Source organism: Capnocytophaga periodontitidis, assembly GCF_016126015.1.
GTDB lineage: Bacteria > Bacteroidota > Bacteroidia > Flavobacteriales > Flavobacteriaceae > Capnocytophaga > Capnocytophaga periodontitidis.
Genome location: NZ_JAEFDB010000001.1, coordinates 429,401 through 444,952, shown reverse-complemented (window position 1 = coordinate 444,952; position 15,552 = coordinate 429,401). Strand labels below are relative to the sequence as shown.

The window sequence follows — 15,552 nt, the reverse complement described above, 5'->3', positions numbered from 1 at the left end:
AGTAATTTTTAAATTTATAAACCGATGAAAAAACAAGTATTTTTAGTGCTATTCTTAGCGGTAGCTATGATAGCAGGCTGTAGCAAGAGCGACACCAACGACAATCAAGTAATAGAGCTAAAAGTAAAAGCTATTTATGCTCCTAATACTGCAAAAGCTCTTTTTAATATAAGTATAACAGAACAAAAAACTATTACAGGAATAACGGTTACACTTTACAAAACGGCAGAGGATTTGCAAAAAGGAACTAACAAGGTAGCCAGTGGGGTAACCGATGAAAAGGGAGAAGTTCTCTTAAAAAACTTAGAAGAAAGAGAGTATTATATTCAAGCTCTTAATGACCATTGTCTGGGTAATGTGGAAGAAATAGCTAAAAACCAAAATAAAGTAACTCTTAAAAAAGGATTGGTAGCTAATTATGAAATTACTAATGTAGACCAAATGTCAGCAGTAGATATAAACAATAAATTAAATAAATCTATTTATATAAGTATAGATACTGATTCAGAGAAAGTTTTACTGGAAAAAGGAAAGAGTGTTGAAATTGTTGTAATTCCTACGGTAGGGTCTACCAGCTCTAATTATTTAAGTCATCAAATAAGTTTGTATAATAGTGTAGATGATACTCAGCCTTACGATTATAAAAGATTTTCAGTTAATGCAAATTGTCAAACATTTGTGTTAGACTTACAATAATAAAAAAATCCACCTATGGTTTACCTCCATTTAGGTGGATTTTTTTGCTCCGCATACAAAAAGATTTGTATGCAAAAAGATTTGTATGCAGATTTGTATGTAAAAATTCAGAACGTAATTGCTTTATTTTCTTATATTTATATTCTTTTTATTATACTGCATACAAAACATATAAAAGAAATAGATATATAAAGATAGAGAGAAACAAAACCTTTGTTTGTGAAGTAAAGTACTTGGAATACTGTGTCTATTTTGTGTCAATTACATTATAAATTCTTCTTTTTGTAGAGAGAATAACAACTGATAGCTAATTATTTGCAGGATATGAAGTGAGTATACCCCCTCCAGTTCCCGCTACAAAATAGGCGTAATTAGTTTGATAATCAACTAATTACGCCTAACTTCTTAAAATGTATGGGGCTTGTTTGGGGCTTTTTCCTGCATCTAACTATCAAAAACTTCAAAATGATTATCTTCATAAAAAAAGATAATACGCTTAATTTTCTTTCCTACAGTATTATTTACTATAGAAGATGATAAAGATACTTCTTTATCTAAACTAACTTTTTTTTCTTCTTTAATAGGAGAGGATAGAGTAGGAGAGGGACTTTCCATTTCTATTTCTGGAATATCACTGAATAAGTCAGGTTGTTGTACTTTTTTAGGTACGGAAACTTCTTTATCCTCTTTACGAGGAAATGTTCCTTTTCCTTGAGTTATCCAATACATATCCACCTCTGGAAATTTTTCTATAAGCTTTAAGATAAAATCTAAACTCGGCTTATTGCGTTCTGATAGAAGATGTGATATTCCTGAACGCTGAATTTCTAAAGTATCGGCAAAAGCTGCTGCATTCAATCCATAATAATCCATCACTTGTTGTAAGCGAATAGAAAAGTCTGATGTGTTTAACATTATAACTTATATCATTTTTATTAAGAATGTACAAATGTAAATCAATATTTTGAGATATACAAATTTAAAACAATAATATTTTCCCAACTACTGAAGTATTAATTTGTTTAATTTACATAACTAATTTATTTACAACAATTAATGAATAAACTATAAAAATTTCCTATAGTACCTTTATGAGAGATTTTCTACTAAAAAATGTTTGTTTTTATTGTGATTACACCTGTAAAAATCCATTAGGTTAATGCTATTTTATGTAAATGTAATTATAGATTACATTTGTAAAAATCTTCATGTTTAAGTTTTTACATATATATAATTGTCATCTATTAAAAATTTCTTATTTTTGTCCTCAAAAAATATATATAAATGGAAAAAAGACTTTCAGGACGTTATATTACCTATCAAATGATTATTCCTCTTTTAGATAAATATCCCTTTGATGAAATTATTCACTTAGGAAACTCTGTTAAAGGTATTCCCATTAACTTGTATAGAGTAGGTAAAGGTAATAAAAAAATATTACTTTGGTCACAAATGCACGGTAATGAATCTACTACTACTAAAGCTTTTTTTGATGTATTATTAAAACTTAAAACAGCTAATATTTTATCCGAATTGAGTATCTATTGTATCCCAATGCTAAACCCCGACGGAGCTAAATTGTTTACACGTGTAAACTTCAACAATATTGACCTCAATCGTGATGCTCACGAGCTAACACAGCCTGAAAGCAAGTGTTTGCGTAAAGCTTATGACCTTGTACAGCCTGATTATTGCTTTAATCTGCACGATCAACGAACTATTTTCAGTGTAGGACGAACTCCATTTCCAGCCACAGTTTCTTTCTTAGCTCCTGCTTATAATAAAGAACGTAATATCAACGAAGTACGACAGAAAGCAATGGAGCTAATTGTTGTAATGAATAGCATTTTACAACATCATATACCTAATCAAATAGCGCGTTTTGACGATAGTTTTAATATCAACTGTACTGGAGATAAATATACTTCATTAGGTACACCTACAATCCTTTTTGAAGCAGGACATTACCCTAATGATTACAACCGTGAACACACAAGATCTTATATAGCAATAGCTATTTTAACAGCATTAGATTACATCGCTACTTCTTATATTACAAATGTAAACTATGCAGATTACTTCAATATACCGGAAAACGACAAATGTTTTTATGATATTATTTTGCGTGATGATACACATAGTGGTAATGATGTAGGTATTCTTTACAAAGAAGTTTTAGAAAATACTCAAATCTCGTTTGTCCCTTATATTGTTGAAATTGGTGATTTATCCACTAAATATGGGCATAAAGAAATACCCCTATCTAAATATCTTAATGCTCCTATCAATAAAAGTTCTATTGAAAATAGTTTAGATTTACAAAAGCTTTAACACAAAGTAATACAGAAAATGTAAAAAATAAGTCTTTTTATTTGGATAATTCAAAATAAAATACTTACTTTGCGCGCTGAGTAAATTATAAAAATATAATAGATGGCGAGATACAAATTAGATGAAACTGATCATCAAATATTAGATCTGTTGATTGATGATACTCGAACCCCTTTTACTGAGATAGCCAAGCAGTTGGAAATTTCAGCGGGGACTGTTCACGTAAGAGTACGAAAAATGGAGGAACTTGGTATCATTAAAGGTTCTACACTCACAGTAGATTATGAACGATTGGGCTATACTTTTATAGCGTATGTAGGAATTTTTTTAGAGCGTAATCATCAGGCTCAATTTGTATTAGAACGTTTGGAAGAAATTCCTTTTGTAACGGTGGCTCACATTACCTCAGGGCAATACAATATCTTCTGCAAAATCCGTGCTCGTGACACCAAGCATGCCAAGGAAGTTATATATATGATAGATGATATCCAAGGAGTCGCTCGTTCCGAAACTATGATTTCTATGGAAGAATCTATCAACGACAAGCGTCGCCTATTGCATAAAGCTTTCCGTGAATTACAATAAAATAGTATTTAAACAACTTTGAAAGAGCTACCTAAAATAGGCAGCTCTTTTATTATAAAAATATTTCATTATTTAAAAATCTATTATTTATTATGTCAAAATTCTATAACAAAATTGCAGAAAAATACGACTTTATCTTTCCACTATCTCCAGCTCACCAAACATTTTTTGCGAATGAACTTCGAGGGCATACTGTCCTCGATGTAGGTGCTGCTACCGGCAATCTTACCGCTTACCTAAGCTCACAAGGATACGAAGTTACCGCTATTGACCTCAGTGAGCGATTGATTGCCAAAGCTGCCGAAAAAGACATTACTGTACAACAGCGCAATATGCTTACTATTGATGAGCTTTCCACCTTTGATAACATTGTTTGTATCGGTAATACGCTCCCTCATTTGGATAGTAAGGCCTCCGTACAGCTCTTTTTGCAAAAAGCTTATGGACAACTCACTCAAGGGGGTAAACTCGTCCTGCAATTGGTCAATTTTGAAAAGTATTTAGCCCAGCAACAAGGCGATTACCTCGGTAATCTTCCCTTGATAGCCAACGATAAGGTGAAGTTTGAGCGATTTTACTATCTCAATAAGGAAGGAAAAATCCGTTTCAAGACTATTTTAGACGATACCATAGAAAATGAAGAACTGTTACAACCTATTTTCGCCCACGAACTCACCCAATGGCTCACCAAAATAGGATTTCAAGCCATCAACCTATATGGTAATTTCAAAAAAGATTCTTTTGATAAGGGAAAATCAATGGCACTGATAGTAACTGCTGAGAAGTAAATAGTAGCTTATGAAAATTATCAAAGTAATATCGCTTATTATAGTTGTTTTGTTGTCTTCTTGTAAGCCTACCTTACCAGATTTGACAAAAAGAGATCGTATAAAACTACTCAAAAAATATGCGTTCTACTTATGTATGGAGCATAATTACAATCGAATAGACAGCACTTTTCGATTTCCTAATGACCATATAGATGGGGTTGTATTTTTTCATTATGGGTTAGAGGGTTTAGAAAAGACAAAGGATTTCGTGATCCAAAATACACAGTTTGAGTTTCCCAGCGGACTATTAAAGAATGAAATGGCAGATCCTAAGGCAAACCTTATTTGTTTGGATTGTTTTGATTTTTATAAGAGCAAAGAGCTCCACCGCTTTGTAAGAAAAATGGAGAGAGAACTAAGAGAATAAATTTCTTATACATAGGCAACTATTTCCATATCTTACAAATATTCCGTACTTTTGCATTTTTTAAACTTTAGAATAAACAATATGGCACGATTAGGCGTTTTTTATGCACTTAGTGATGAGCAGGTAGATGCTATTGCAGAACAAGATGATGACAAGATGTATGCTTATATGCTCAACACTATTGAAGAAAATCTCTTGGGTACACCCAAAAGTTATCAGATAGATAAAGCGTGGGAAGGCATTCACTATTGTCTTTGTGAGGGAGATTGGTATAAAGAAGAGGGAATAGCTCCTAATATTGTTTTTGGAGGTTATTTATTATTGGATCATAATGATTGTATAATATTTGTGAATGACCTCGATAATATTCAAAAAATTGTAGACTATCTTGAAGAGAATAATCTACAAGAGATTATCAAAAAAAATTTTGACAAAATTCCCTCAGACTACTCATATACTAAAAACGAGGAAGAACTTAACTATTTGTTGAGTTGGAGCAAAGGGGTATTAGATTTTTATAAATATGCTTTGAAAAACCAATTAAATACTATTTTTACCGTAGATCTTTAATTAATCATTAAACATTAATCATTAACAATGTTATCAGTATCCAATTTATCCGTACAATTCGGCAAGCGCGTCCTCTTCGATGAGGTCAATGTAACCTTTACTCAAGGCAACTGCTATGGCATCATCGGTGCCAATGGAGCAGGCAAATCTACTTTCCTCAAAATCCTTTCAGGCAAGCAAGAACCTACTTCGGGGCGTGTGATCCTGGAACCGGGCAAGCGTATGTCGGTGCTCGAACAAGACCACTACGCTTATGACGACTATACTGTGCTCGACACCGTGATTATGGGCAACAAAGTCCTCTCCAAAGTCAAAAAAGAGATGGACGACCTCTATGCCGACTATTCCGATGAACACGCCGAACGCATCGGTGAGCTACAAATACAGTTCGATGAGATGAACGGCTGGAATGCTGAGAGTGATGCGGCAGCCCTGCTCTCCAATTTGGGCATTACCGAAGATATGCACTACACTATGATGTCCGAAATGGACGGTAAGCTCAAGGTGCGAGTGCTTTTGGCACAGGCGCTCTTTGGTAACCCCGATGTACTCATAATGGACGAGCCTACCAACGACCTTGACTTTGAGACCATTGGTTGGTTGGAGAACTTTTTGGCAAACTATGACAATACGGTGATTGTCGTTTCCCACGACCGCCACTTCCTTGATGCCGTTTGTACCCATATCTCCGATATTGACTTCGGGAAAATCAACCATTATTCGGGTAACTATACTTTCTGGTACGAAAGTAGTCAGTTGGCAGCCCGTCAGCGTGCGCAACAGAACAAAAAGGCGGAAGAGAAAGCCAAAGAGTTGCAGGAATTTATCGCGCGCTTTAGTGCCAACGTGGCAAAATCGAAGCAGGCGACCTCTCGTAAGAAGATGTTGGAGAAACTCAATATCGAGGAAATCAAACCATCCTCTCGTCGTTACCCTGCCATCATTTTCGACCGCGACCGCGAGGCGGGTGACCAAATCCTACACGTGGAAAACCTCGCTGCCTCTATCGACGGACAGGTATTATTCCAAAATGTAGACATCAACCTTGCCAAAGACGACAAAGTAGCCGTGATTTCTAAGGATTCACGTGCCACCACTGCCTTTTATGAGATTCTCAACAGCAACCTCAAGCCCGATGCGGGTACCTTTGCGTGGGGTATTACCACCTCACAGTCTTACCTGCCCGTGGATAACTCTGATTTCTTCACCCAAGACCTTTCTTTAGTGGATTGGTTGCGCCAATGGGCAAAAACAGAGGAAGAGCGTGAGGAAGTATATGTACGAGGGTTCTTGGGTAAGATGCTTTTCAGTGGCGAGGAAGCCCTTAAAAACTGCAAAGTGCTCTCAGGGGGCGAGAAAGTGCGCTGTATGCTCAGCCGTATGATGATGTTGCGTGCCAATGTGCTAATGCTCAACGAACCTACTAACCATTTGGATTTGGAGAGCATCACCGCCTTCAACAACTCGCTGAAAAACTTCAAAGGCACCGTGCTTTTCACCACCCACGACCACGAATTTTCGCAAACCGTCGCCAATCGTATCATTGAGCTTACCCCCAATGGTATCATAGACCGCTATATGACCTTTGATGAGTATATGGATGACAAGAATATTCAGGAACTCCGCGAAAAAATGTACAAACAATGATTAATTATTAATGATTAATGGTTAATCACAGCACTTTGGCAAAGTTTATGGCACAAAAAGGTGATTAAAATGAGCTTTGCCAGAGTTTTTTTCAGCTAAAAACCAAAAAATAAAACCATATGGAACTAAATCAATTCATTTGGAACAACTATAAAGAGAGTAAAGAAGGGCAAGAAGTGATTAAGCTTTTTGAGGAAGGATATCTAGATGATATTCTTTCTAAATTTGCTGTTGATAAAAATAAGAATTTAGATTATTATCTAAATATCTTAATAGATATTATAGATTATGCAGAGATTCCTAATGAAATAGAGCTAAAAGACCTTTACTTATATATTTTAGAAGAAGGATTAAAAGGTTTTGATGATGAAAAAGAAGAAAAGTTTGATATTTTTTATCCTAAAGAATATGAATTTATCATTTCAGTTATTGAACCTTTATCATTAGCTTTATTTAATTTAAAAGAAGAAGAAATAGAAGCCCCCCTATATATTCCTTACTTCTTTTTTATGAATTTTTCTAAATTACAGAAAATAGCAGATACTTTTAATGTTGAACTACCAAAAGTTCCTCTAAGAAAAGACAAAAGAGAAAGGGCTTTGTACTACTTAGAATTTTGTAAACTTTGGAATGAATTTAGAAAACAAAATAACCTTACCATATTTGAACTATGTGCTTTCCTTTATGATTTTGCCCCTAAATTTATTGGGAAAGAAAAAGAAGAAATCTTGCCTAAACCTACTAATATTTGGTTATGTGGTGGAGCAAAAGATGATTATCCTTATTTAATAGAAGCCAAAGAAGAAACAACTTATTTTTGGCAAGGCAATCAAGATACTTTGAAAGGAGATATTATCCTTATGTATTGTCTTTCTCCCAAAAGCAGTATTGAATTTGTTTGTAGAGCTGTAAATGATGGTGTCCGAGACCCTTTTTTCCATTATTATGGAAGTATAACATTAGGGCATATCCAACATATTAAACCTATTACTCTTGCTGAAATAAAAACAGATGAGCATTTAAAGGGACTTCCAATTGTTCGAAAGAACTTTCAAGGAGTGAATGGTACAAGACTTCATAATGAGGACTATACTCGTATTTTAGAAATACTAGAACAAAAGGGAGAGGATATTTCTCGGTTACCTAAACTCTCGTCTGCCAACTTTACTCCTAATAAAGATTGCAAAAACGAACGAGAAGTAGAGGTTAAAATAGTAGAACCTTTTCTGAAAGACCTTAATTATTCAGAAAATGATTGGGTTCGACAGCTTCCTGTAAGAATGGGACGAGGAGAGCGCAATTTTCCTGATTATGTGTTCTTTGCTGAAACCCAAAAAGGTTATGAGAAAGGCAAAATGATATTAGAAACAAAGTTTTATATCAAATCTAATGCAGAACTAGAAGAAACTTTTCAGCAAGCACAATCGTATGCTCTTAGATTAAATGCCAATAGGATAGTTATATGCGATAAAGATTTCATTTGGATTTATACGAGGAAAAACAATAACTTTGACCGAACTAAGTATTTAAAATACAATTGGCAAGAAATGAATAATCCTGAAATTTTTAATACCGTTAAAAAGGAAATAGGTAAAGATTTTATAAGATAAATTCTAAAAATCCAAAATGTCTATAATTATAGAAAAAACTAAACGAGGAAAAACGACAAAGAATTAATCATATAAAAAATGAAAATCATAGGAATCAGTGTACGCACTACCAATCAGAACGGACAAGCGATGCAGGACATCGGGAACCTTTGGCAACGCTTTTTTAGCGAGCAACTTTTGGCAAAAATACCCAATAAGGTAAGCGATGCCATTTACAGCATCTACACCGATTACCAAAAGGACTATACCGAGCCTTACACTTGTATGATAGGGGTGGAAGTTACCACGCTCAGCACGATTCCCGACGGCTTAGAAGGTAGGGAATTTCCTGAACAAACTTTTGAAAAGTTTGTAGCCAAAGGCACAATGCCTCAGGCAGTAGGTGCAATGTGGCAACATATCTGGGACAACGACGCTACGCTCAATCGCACTTATATATATGACTATGAGCGCTACACCGAGAAGTCTCAGCAAGGGGATGCCTCCGAAGTAGATATTTTTATAGGTGTAAAGGATTAATAAGAAGTAGAAATGTCGCAAAATGAATGACTTCGAGCAATATATAAGGGAAACTGAACCCCATCGTCGTGAAAAAGGTGAGGCGTGGCAGACAGCTATTGGCTTGCAGGCGGTAGACGGATTGAAACCTTCGGATTATCTCGTGCAAACAGCTAAGCAACACATCGAGGGGGATATTACTATGGAGGAGGCTAAGCACCTCATTGATAGTTATTATCAGTCCAAGACAGTACGCCACGAGCAGGGAGAAGAGCGCACTGAGGAAGCCGACAAAGTTTCGGCGCACATCACTGAACTGCTTACCGAGTCAGCTTTTAGCTTTTCCCCAGTGGCATATATAGGCATTCATCGCAAGTTATTCACTGGTATTTACAAGTTTGCAGGCAAATTGCGCGACTACAATATCACCAAAAAGGAGTGGGTACTCGGTGGAGACACGGTTCTCTACGCCAGTACACACAATTTGCGTGAGACTTTGGATTATGATTTCGAGCAAGAAAAGCGTTTTTCTTATCAAGGCTTGCTTGTGGAGGAAGCTATCAAACACATAGCTAAATTTGTATCAGGACTCTGGCAAATACACCCTTTTGGTGAGGGCAACACCCGTACAACGGCGGTTTTCACGATTCAATATTTGCGTACCTTTGGCTTTGCGATGAGCAATGAAGCCTTTGCCTATCATTCTTGGTATTTTCGTAACGCTTTAGTCCGTGCCAATTACAACAACCTTACTAAAGGGATAACAGCAACTACTGAATACATAGAACGTTTCTTTAGAAACCTAATTTTAGGCGAGGGAAACGAGCTTAAAAATAGGTATTTATTAGTAGGGGATGAACTTCAAAGTGCAAAAGAGCAAATTCCAAAGGGCAAATTTTGCACTTTGAATTGCACTTTGGAGGAAATGGCAGTATTACAATACTTACAACAAAATCCTACCGCTACTCAAAAGATTATTGCTGAGCATATAGGAAAATCGGAACGTACCGTAAAGACTATTACAGCAAATCTGGTAGAAAAAGGACTTATCGAACGCAAAAATGGTAAGCGAAATGGCTTTTGGGAAGTAAAAACAAACAATTAATCTTAAAATAAGTATTATTATGAAAACAACTTTCAATTTTGAGCTTTTTAAAAAGCGCTTAAATCTATTTTTAGAAAAGATAGAAGACCTTGGTGGCGAGATAGAACCTCTTACGATAGAAAAACCTGCTACAGAGGACAAAATCAAAGCCGTAGAGGCAAAATTAGGCTATACATTGCCTTCACATTTCCGCGAAGTACTCTTAGAAAACACTGCTCATTTGGATTTTTATTGGGATATTAATGATATTACGGATGAGGGAGACATTTCTCTACCTGATAAATTAGTTGAAATCTTTCGCGGACAGTTGCTTTTTGGATTGGATTTGCTTTTGGACTATGAGGACGATCGCAAAGGTTGGGTAAAAGAGGTATATCCCGATTACAATAACGAATATGATTGCGTTTGGCATAATAAAATGTCCTTTCACCAAGTAGGCAACGGCGATTACATCGCTATTGAGTTAGAGCCAGAGAACTATGGTAAGGTTGTGTATCTCAGTCATGATGGTAGTGAGAACCACGGGCTTTATATAGCCGATAACTTTAAGGAATTCCTGATGAACTACGCTGCTATCGGTTGTACAGGGGGTGAGGATTGGCAATGGGAGCCTTTTTATACCAAAGGCAAAGGCTTAGACCCCACTTGTGAGAACGCCCAAGCGTGGTATAAGGTATTGGGGATAATACCTGAGGAATTAAGAAACAACAACAACTCGTAACTCTTAACTCATAACTCATAGATCTTAACTAAATTAAATGTTACCAGAAGAAGAAAACTACGTCGTTAGCAAATTTGAATCAATGCTCAAAGAGAATAACATTCTCTTTTTCGACGTTGATGAATTTGAGGAGATTGTAGAATATTACGTAGAATATGGGCGTATTAGTAAAGCCAAACGTGCCTTAGAGATTGGATTATCGCAACACCCCGATGCGTCTTCACTGAAATTGCTAAATGCTGAGCAATTGGTGTTTGAAGACCGCTTGGAGGAAGCTTCAGAAATTCTCAATGAATTGCTTGTGCTTGAACCTATGAATGCCGAAGTACACGCACAGCAGGCTAATCTGTATTCTAAAATGAACAAACATCACCGTGCTATTGAGTTGTTGCAATACGCCCTCACTCTTACTGATGATGTTTCCAATATTTATGCCTTAATAGCAATGGAATACCTCTATATAGAGGATTATACCAATGCTAAAAACTATTTTATCAAATGTTTGGAACAAGACCCTCAGGACTATACAGCACTACAACAGTTAGTATTCTGTTATGAAGTTTTAGGTGATGTACAAGAAGCTACTTCTTTCTTAAATCATTACTTAGACCAAAATCCTTATTGTGAAGTTGCTTGGTATTATCTTGGCAGACTCTACTTGGCTATTGGTGATTACAAAAATGCTTTGCGTTGCCTCGATTTCGCTATTATCAGCGACGATACTTTCACGGGGGCTTATTTCGAGAAAGCTCGTGTGCTCGAAATGATGGAAGATTACGAAAAAGCTATCGAAAACTATAAGATTACTCTTACCTTAGACGATCCTTCAGCTTTAGCTTATTTACATATAGGTCGTTGCTATGAAAAAATGCATAATGATACTAAGGCAGAAGAGTATTATTTTAGAGCTACTCATGAAGATCCTCAATTAGACAAAGCGTGGATTACCTTAGCCGACTTTTATTACTTGCGCCATAATCACAGCAAAGCTTTGAAATATATTCAGAAAGTACTCACTTTTGAACCTAATGAGCCTTATTATTGGCGTCGCTATGCCGAATTAAATTATTTTGAATTCCAAAATCTTGAAGAAGCTGAATATGGCTATCGCAAGGCAGTACAAAATGGCGATTATTCTTATAATACGCTTATTGAATGGGTAGATTTGATGTTCCTCACTCAAAAATATGGAGATGCATTACCTATTGTAGCGGATATAGTACATATTTATCCACACGAACTCAACAATTATTTTCGTCTTTCCTTAGCTTATTATGGTGTAGGTGATGAGCATACAGCATTACAATATTACCAAATGGGCGTTACTAAAGCTCCCGAATGGCAGTCGTTTTTTGAACACAAATTCAACTTTAAAATACAATAGTTTATGGGGATAGTGCTCCGTCAATCGTTTAAGAATGTGGTGGCTACCTATTTAGGGTTTGCCATAGGGGCACTGAACACCCTTTTCTTGTTTACTTACTTCCTTTCCAAAGCTCAGTACGGATTAGTGAGTTATGTAACTTCCACCGCCACCATTCTATCCCCTCTTATCGCCTTCGGGGTGAACAATACCTTGGTACGTTATTATACTGCTTATCGAGATAAGAAAGAGCAAGCGCAATTCAACCTGATGCTTTGCTTTTTGCCTTTGCTCATCATTATGCCTGCCACCTTTGTCGGGGTAATTGGGTACGAACAGATTGCGCAATGGCTTTCGGCTAAAAACGAAGAAGTGCGCGATTACGTTTTTCTCATCTTCCTCACTTCCGTAGCGATGGCTTACTTTGAAATTGCTTATGCGTGGACGCGTGTACAGCTAAAAACTGTCTTTGGCAATTTCCTAAAAGAGGTATTCCATAGGGTAGGGGTGATGCTCCTGCTATTAGCCATTTATTTCCAGCTCATCGACTTTCACCAACTGATATGGGGCGTATTTTGGGTCTATGCCTTGCGTATGCTCTTGATGTTCGTTTTCGCTTTTTATGTACGCCGACCCCAATTTGCTTGGGGATTGCCTAAGAACAAGAAAGAAGTCTTTTTGTACAGCCTTTTTGTGATTTTATCGGGGTCGGTAGCTTCTGTATTGATGGATATTGATAAGTTTATGCTCAACCAATACTTGCCCATTGGCGAAATAGCGGTTTACAATGTAGCCATTTTTACAGCTACGGTAATTGCCATTCCGTATAGGAGTATATACCAGATTGTGAGTCCGCTGACGGCACAATTTATGAATCAAAACAAGCCAAAAGAGCTATCCGACCTGTATAAGCGCAGCACTGTGAACACTTATTTTGTGAGTATGGTGATTTGTGTGCTTATCATCGTGAACGCCCAGCAGTGTTACGCTCTTCTGCCCGATAAGGATTACAGCACAGGACTCACGGTGCTTGTCATAATATCAGTAGTAAAGCTATCGGACGCCTTAGTGGGCTTCAACAATGCGGTATTGCTCAATTCACCTTACTATCGTACCGTACTGTTTTTGGGTGTTTTTTTGGTCATAGGCACTGTTTTAATGAATATGTGGCTCATACCGCTTTACGGCATCAATGGGGCGGGATTAGCGACCCTAATCGCTTTTAGTTCGTATAACCTACTCAAGTCGGTTTTTGTGTATCGCAAATACAACTTACAGCCTTTTTATAAAGAAACGTTACAGACCACCCTCTTTGGTATCGTAGCCATAGGAGGTTTCTTCTTTTGGGACTTTCCGTTTCACCCTCTTGTAAATATCAGCTTAAAATCATTACTCGTAGGGGGATTCAGTGTATTTTTTCTTCTTAAATTGGGAATTTCGGAGGAGTTAATAAGGCTTATTCGCCGATTTAGTAATTAGTAAATTAGTCCTTGTATTCACTTTTCGTATAGAGTAGAGCCACTGTAGAGCCACTGTAGAGCCACTATAGACCCACTGTAGACCCACTGTAGGTTCGTTCTTCTTTCATTTATTATTCGGTGAAACTCTATGCTAAGTATGTTTGTATAATTGTTATGAATTTGTTCATCATAAAAGATATCCCAAAATATCTTTGTATATGATACTTTTTTCTGTATCTTTGTCATTGGATTTTAGTAACCATAAAATGTACTAAAAAAATAAATGTAATATGCATCCACGTATCAAAAACATTCTTGAAAATTACACTTATCCTATTATCAAATCTATTACTTACCCTAATGGTGATATGCTTGTTTTGGAGGGACAATGGATTAAAGAGAAGTATCACCTAAGAATTTTGTGTAAATCGTCCTTAGATAGTTATTTTTCTTATAACGAAGAGGATTATGTCTCTAATCTCTATCCGAAAATTATGGTAGAGAATGCCCAATATAAAATTTATGGAGGTGAATGTAGTTGGGAAGGAGATGGTTTTATTTACATTATCAATAAAGAAAATGGGGAACTTTTATGGTTTTTGTTTTTGGATAATAGCGAGTATTTTAAGGAAGCCTATTTTGAGGATACAAACCATATAATCGCTCGTTCTGAACTTGGCTTACGACTAAGAATTCCTATTAATGAACCTGAAAAACTAAGTGTAATAAAATGACTTTAGAAGAGATAAAAGCAATTGTCTATTACATTCAAGGCTTACAAGCCCTTTGGAAAGAAGGCTATAATGCTAAAAAAGTAGGAGATTATACTTCCAATTTTATATGCAAAGACTTCAGAGACTATAATACCACAAATGAGCTGTGGGAGGTTATCAATGAGTTACGGCTTATGGGAGAAGGAGAAGAATGGGAAAAAACCAAAGAAGAAGTAGAAGCTCTCATTCAAGAGAAATTAGGAATTAGTATTTGCGAACCTATCAGTATACTTTCTTACACAACTAACTTGTTTATAAAGCAACTTACCAATGATTTCTTAACCGATTCACTAGTTTTATCATTTATTGAACAGATAAAAGAGCTTATTACTTATCAAGAATATACTTTGGCATTGGAAAACTTACTGAAAAGCCTTTTGGAAAAATGTATTTTTATTCCAAGAGATACTTTAGCTATTTTGGATAACATAGAAGATACTCAAATTCAGCGATTACAACAAGCATTATGGGGAGTGTAAAACGAAAATTTTTCTAATTATTTTTGATGTTTTTTGTAAAATGCATAAATTATCTATATCTTTGCAGAAAACCATATTATTATGAACAAAAAAAGAAATATTAAGCAAAAAATTAACTTATTCATAGGTTCTATTGGAGCCTTTATAGGAGTAATGGTATTTATAGCCTATATTCCTCAAATTATAGCAAACTTAGAGGGGCATAAAGCGCAACCTTGGCAACCATTGTTTGCAGCAGGGTCTTGTCTTATCTGGGTGGTGTATGGCTGGACAAAAGAACCTAAGCCAGATTATATTCTCATTATTCCCAATTTTGTAGGAGTGGTTTTAGGATTTTTAACTTTTATTACTTCTCTTTAAATACATTGAGTTATAGGATATATTTCAATTAAAACAAAGAAAGTAAAATATAAATAAATCCATCAATAAAAAACTATCGTTTTTCTTTGGTGGATTATTCTTTTTTTATACCTTTGTCATTCGTTTGTTAAATAGCAAATAACTTTTTAAACTTACC

At 35.8% G+C, this 15,552-nt stretch carries 17 protein-coding genes; 16 read left to right on the top strand and 1 reads right to left on the bottom strand.

From position 1 onward, the window contains the following. Nucleotides 1-24: 24 nt before the first annotated feature. On the top strand, nt 25-696 hold the full coding sequence (locus I7X29_RS02160; RefSeq protein WP_198472629.1) for a hypothetical protein: 672 nt from the start codon (nt 25-27) through the stop codon (nt 694-696). Nucleotides 697-1,140: 444 nt separating this feature from the next. Here I7X29_RS02160 and I7X29_RS02155 read toward each other — a convergent pair whose 3' ends face one another. Further along, on the bottom strand, nt 1,141-1,611 hold the full coding sequence (locus tag I7X29_RS02155; RefSeq protein ID WP_198472628.1) for a helix-turn-helix domain-containing protein: 471 nt from the start codon (nt 1,609-1,611) through the stop codon (nt 1,141-1,143). A 369-nt stretch (nt 1,612-1,980) separates the two neighbouring features. On the opposite strand from I7X29_RS02155, the gene I7X29_RS02150 reads away from it, so the two are divergent. The 15 genes from I7X29_RS02150 to I7X29_RS02080 all read left to right on the top strand — a co-directional run bounded on the left by I7X29_RS02150 (nt 1,981) and on the right by I7X29_RS02080 (nt 15,395). Beyond that, a complete protein-coding gene (locus I7X29_RS02150; protein WP_198465970.1) occupies nt 1,981-3,027 on the top strand; it encodes a M14 family metallopeptidase in 1,047 nt (348 codons plus the stop codon). Nucleotides 3,028-3,129: 102 nt separating this feature from the next. Beyond that, nucleotides 3,130-3,612: an Lrp/AsnC family transcriptional regulator gene (locus I7X29_RS02145; protein WP_002678948.1), complete on the top strand. Its 483-nt coding sequence runs from the start codon at nt 3,130-3,132 to the stop codon at nt 3,610-3,612. A 92-nt stretch (nt 3,613-3,704) separates the two neighbouring features. Next, the gene (locus I7X29_RS02140; protein WP_198472627.1) at nt 3,705-4,400 is read left to right on the top strand and encodes a class I SAM-dependent methyltransferase; all 696 of its coding nucleotides are present in this window, start codon (nt 3,705-3,707) and stop codon (nt 4,398-4,400) included. 82 nt (nt 4,401-4,482) lie between these two features. After that, a complete protein-coding gene (locus I7X29_RS02135; RefSeq protein ID WP_225879436.1) occupies nt 4,483-4,809 on the top strand; it encodes a hypothetical protein in 327 nt (108 codons plus the stop codon). An 81-nt stretch (nt 4,810-4,890) separates the two neighbouring features. Next, nucleotides 4,891-5,379: a DUF1877 family protein gene (locus tag I7X29_RS02130; protein WP_198465965.1), complete on the top strand. Its 489-nt coding sequence runs from the start codon at nt 4,891-4,893 to the stop codon at nt 5,377-5,379. A gap of 27 nt (nt 5,380-5,406) precedes the next feature. Continuing rightward, on the top strand, nt 5,407-7,026 hold the full coding sequence (locus I7X29_RS02125) for an ABC-F family ATP-binding cassette domain-containing protein (protein WP_198472626.1): 1,620 nt from the start codon (nt 5,407-5,409) through the stop codon (nt 7,024-7,026). A 119-nt stretch (nt 7,027-7,145) separates the two neighbouring features. Further along, complete coding sequence (locus I7X29_RS02120) at nt 7,146-8,636, top strand: hypothetical protein (RefSeq protein ID WP_009751164.1); 1,491 nt, start codon at nt 7,146-7,148, stop codon at nt 8,634-8,636. 78 nt (nt 8,637-8,714) lie between these two features. Next, the gene (locus tag I7X29_RS02115) at nt 8,715-9,155 is read left to right on the top strand and encodes a GyrI-like domain-containing protein (protein ID WP_198472625.1); all 441 of its coding nucleotides are present in this window, start codon (nt 8,715-8,717) and stop codon (nt 9,153-9,155) included. 22 nt (nt 9,156-9,177) lie between these two features. Beyond that, entirely contained in the window at nt 9,178-10,239 is a 1,062-nt protein-coding gene (locus I7X29_RS02110; protein ID WP_198472624.1) for a Fic family protein, read from the top strand. A 19-nt stretch (nt 10,240-10,258) separates the two neighbouring features. Further along, nucleotides 10,259-10,960, top strand: a complete 702-nt coding sequence (locus I7X29_RS02105; RefSeq protein WP_198472623.1) for an SMI1/KNR4 family protein — start codon at nt 10,259-10,261, stop codon at nt 10,958-10,960. A 37-nt stretch (nt 10,961-10,997) separates the two neighbouring features. Continuing rightward, nucleotides 10,998-12,344, top strand: a complete 1,347-nt coding sequence (locus I7X29_RS02100) for a tetratricopeptide repeat protein (protein WP_198472622.1) — start codon at nt 10,998-11,000, stop codon at nt 12,342-12,344. Between the two features lie 3 nt (nt 12,345-12,347). Then, the gene (locus I7X29_RS02095) at nt 12,348-13,802 is read left to right on the top strand and encodes a lipopolysaccharide biosynthesis protein (protein ID WP_198472621.1); all 1,455 of its coding nucleotides are present in this window, start codon (nt 12,348-12,350) and stop codon (nt 13,800-13,802) included. A gap of 271 nt (nt 13,803-14,073) precedes the next feature. Then, nucleotides 14,074-14,517 carry a hypothetical protein gene (locus I7X29_RS02090; protein ID WP_009419748.1) on the top strand — a complete coding sequence of 148 codons (444 nt, stop codon included), beginning with the start codon at nt 14,074-14,076 and terminating at the stop codon, nt 14,515-14,517. Continuing rightward, a complete protein-coding gene (locus I7X29_RS02085) occupies nt 14,514-15,035 on the top strand; it encodes a hypothetical protein (protein WP_009750493.1) in 522 nt (173 codons plus the stop codon). Before I7X29_RS02090 ends, I7X29_RS02085 begins: the two co-directional genes overlap by 4 nt. A gap of 81 nt (nt 15,036-15,116) precedes the next feature. Further along, nucleotides 15,117-15,395 (top strand): SemiSWEET family transporter, encoded by a 279-nt coding sequence (locus I7X29_RS02080; RefSeq protein WP_009750494.1) that lies wholly within the window; start codon nt 15,117-15,119, stop codon nt 15,393-15,395. Nucleotides 15,396-15,552: the final 157 nt, after the last annotated feature.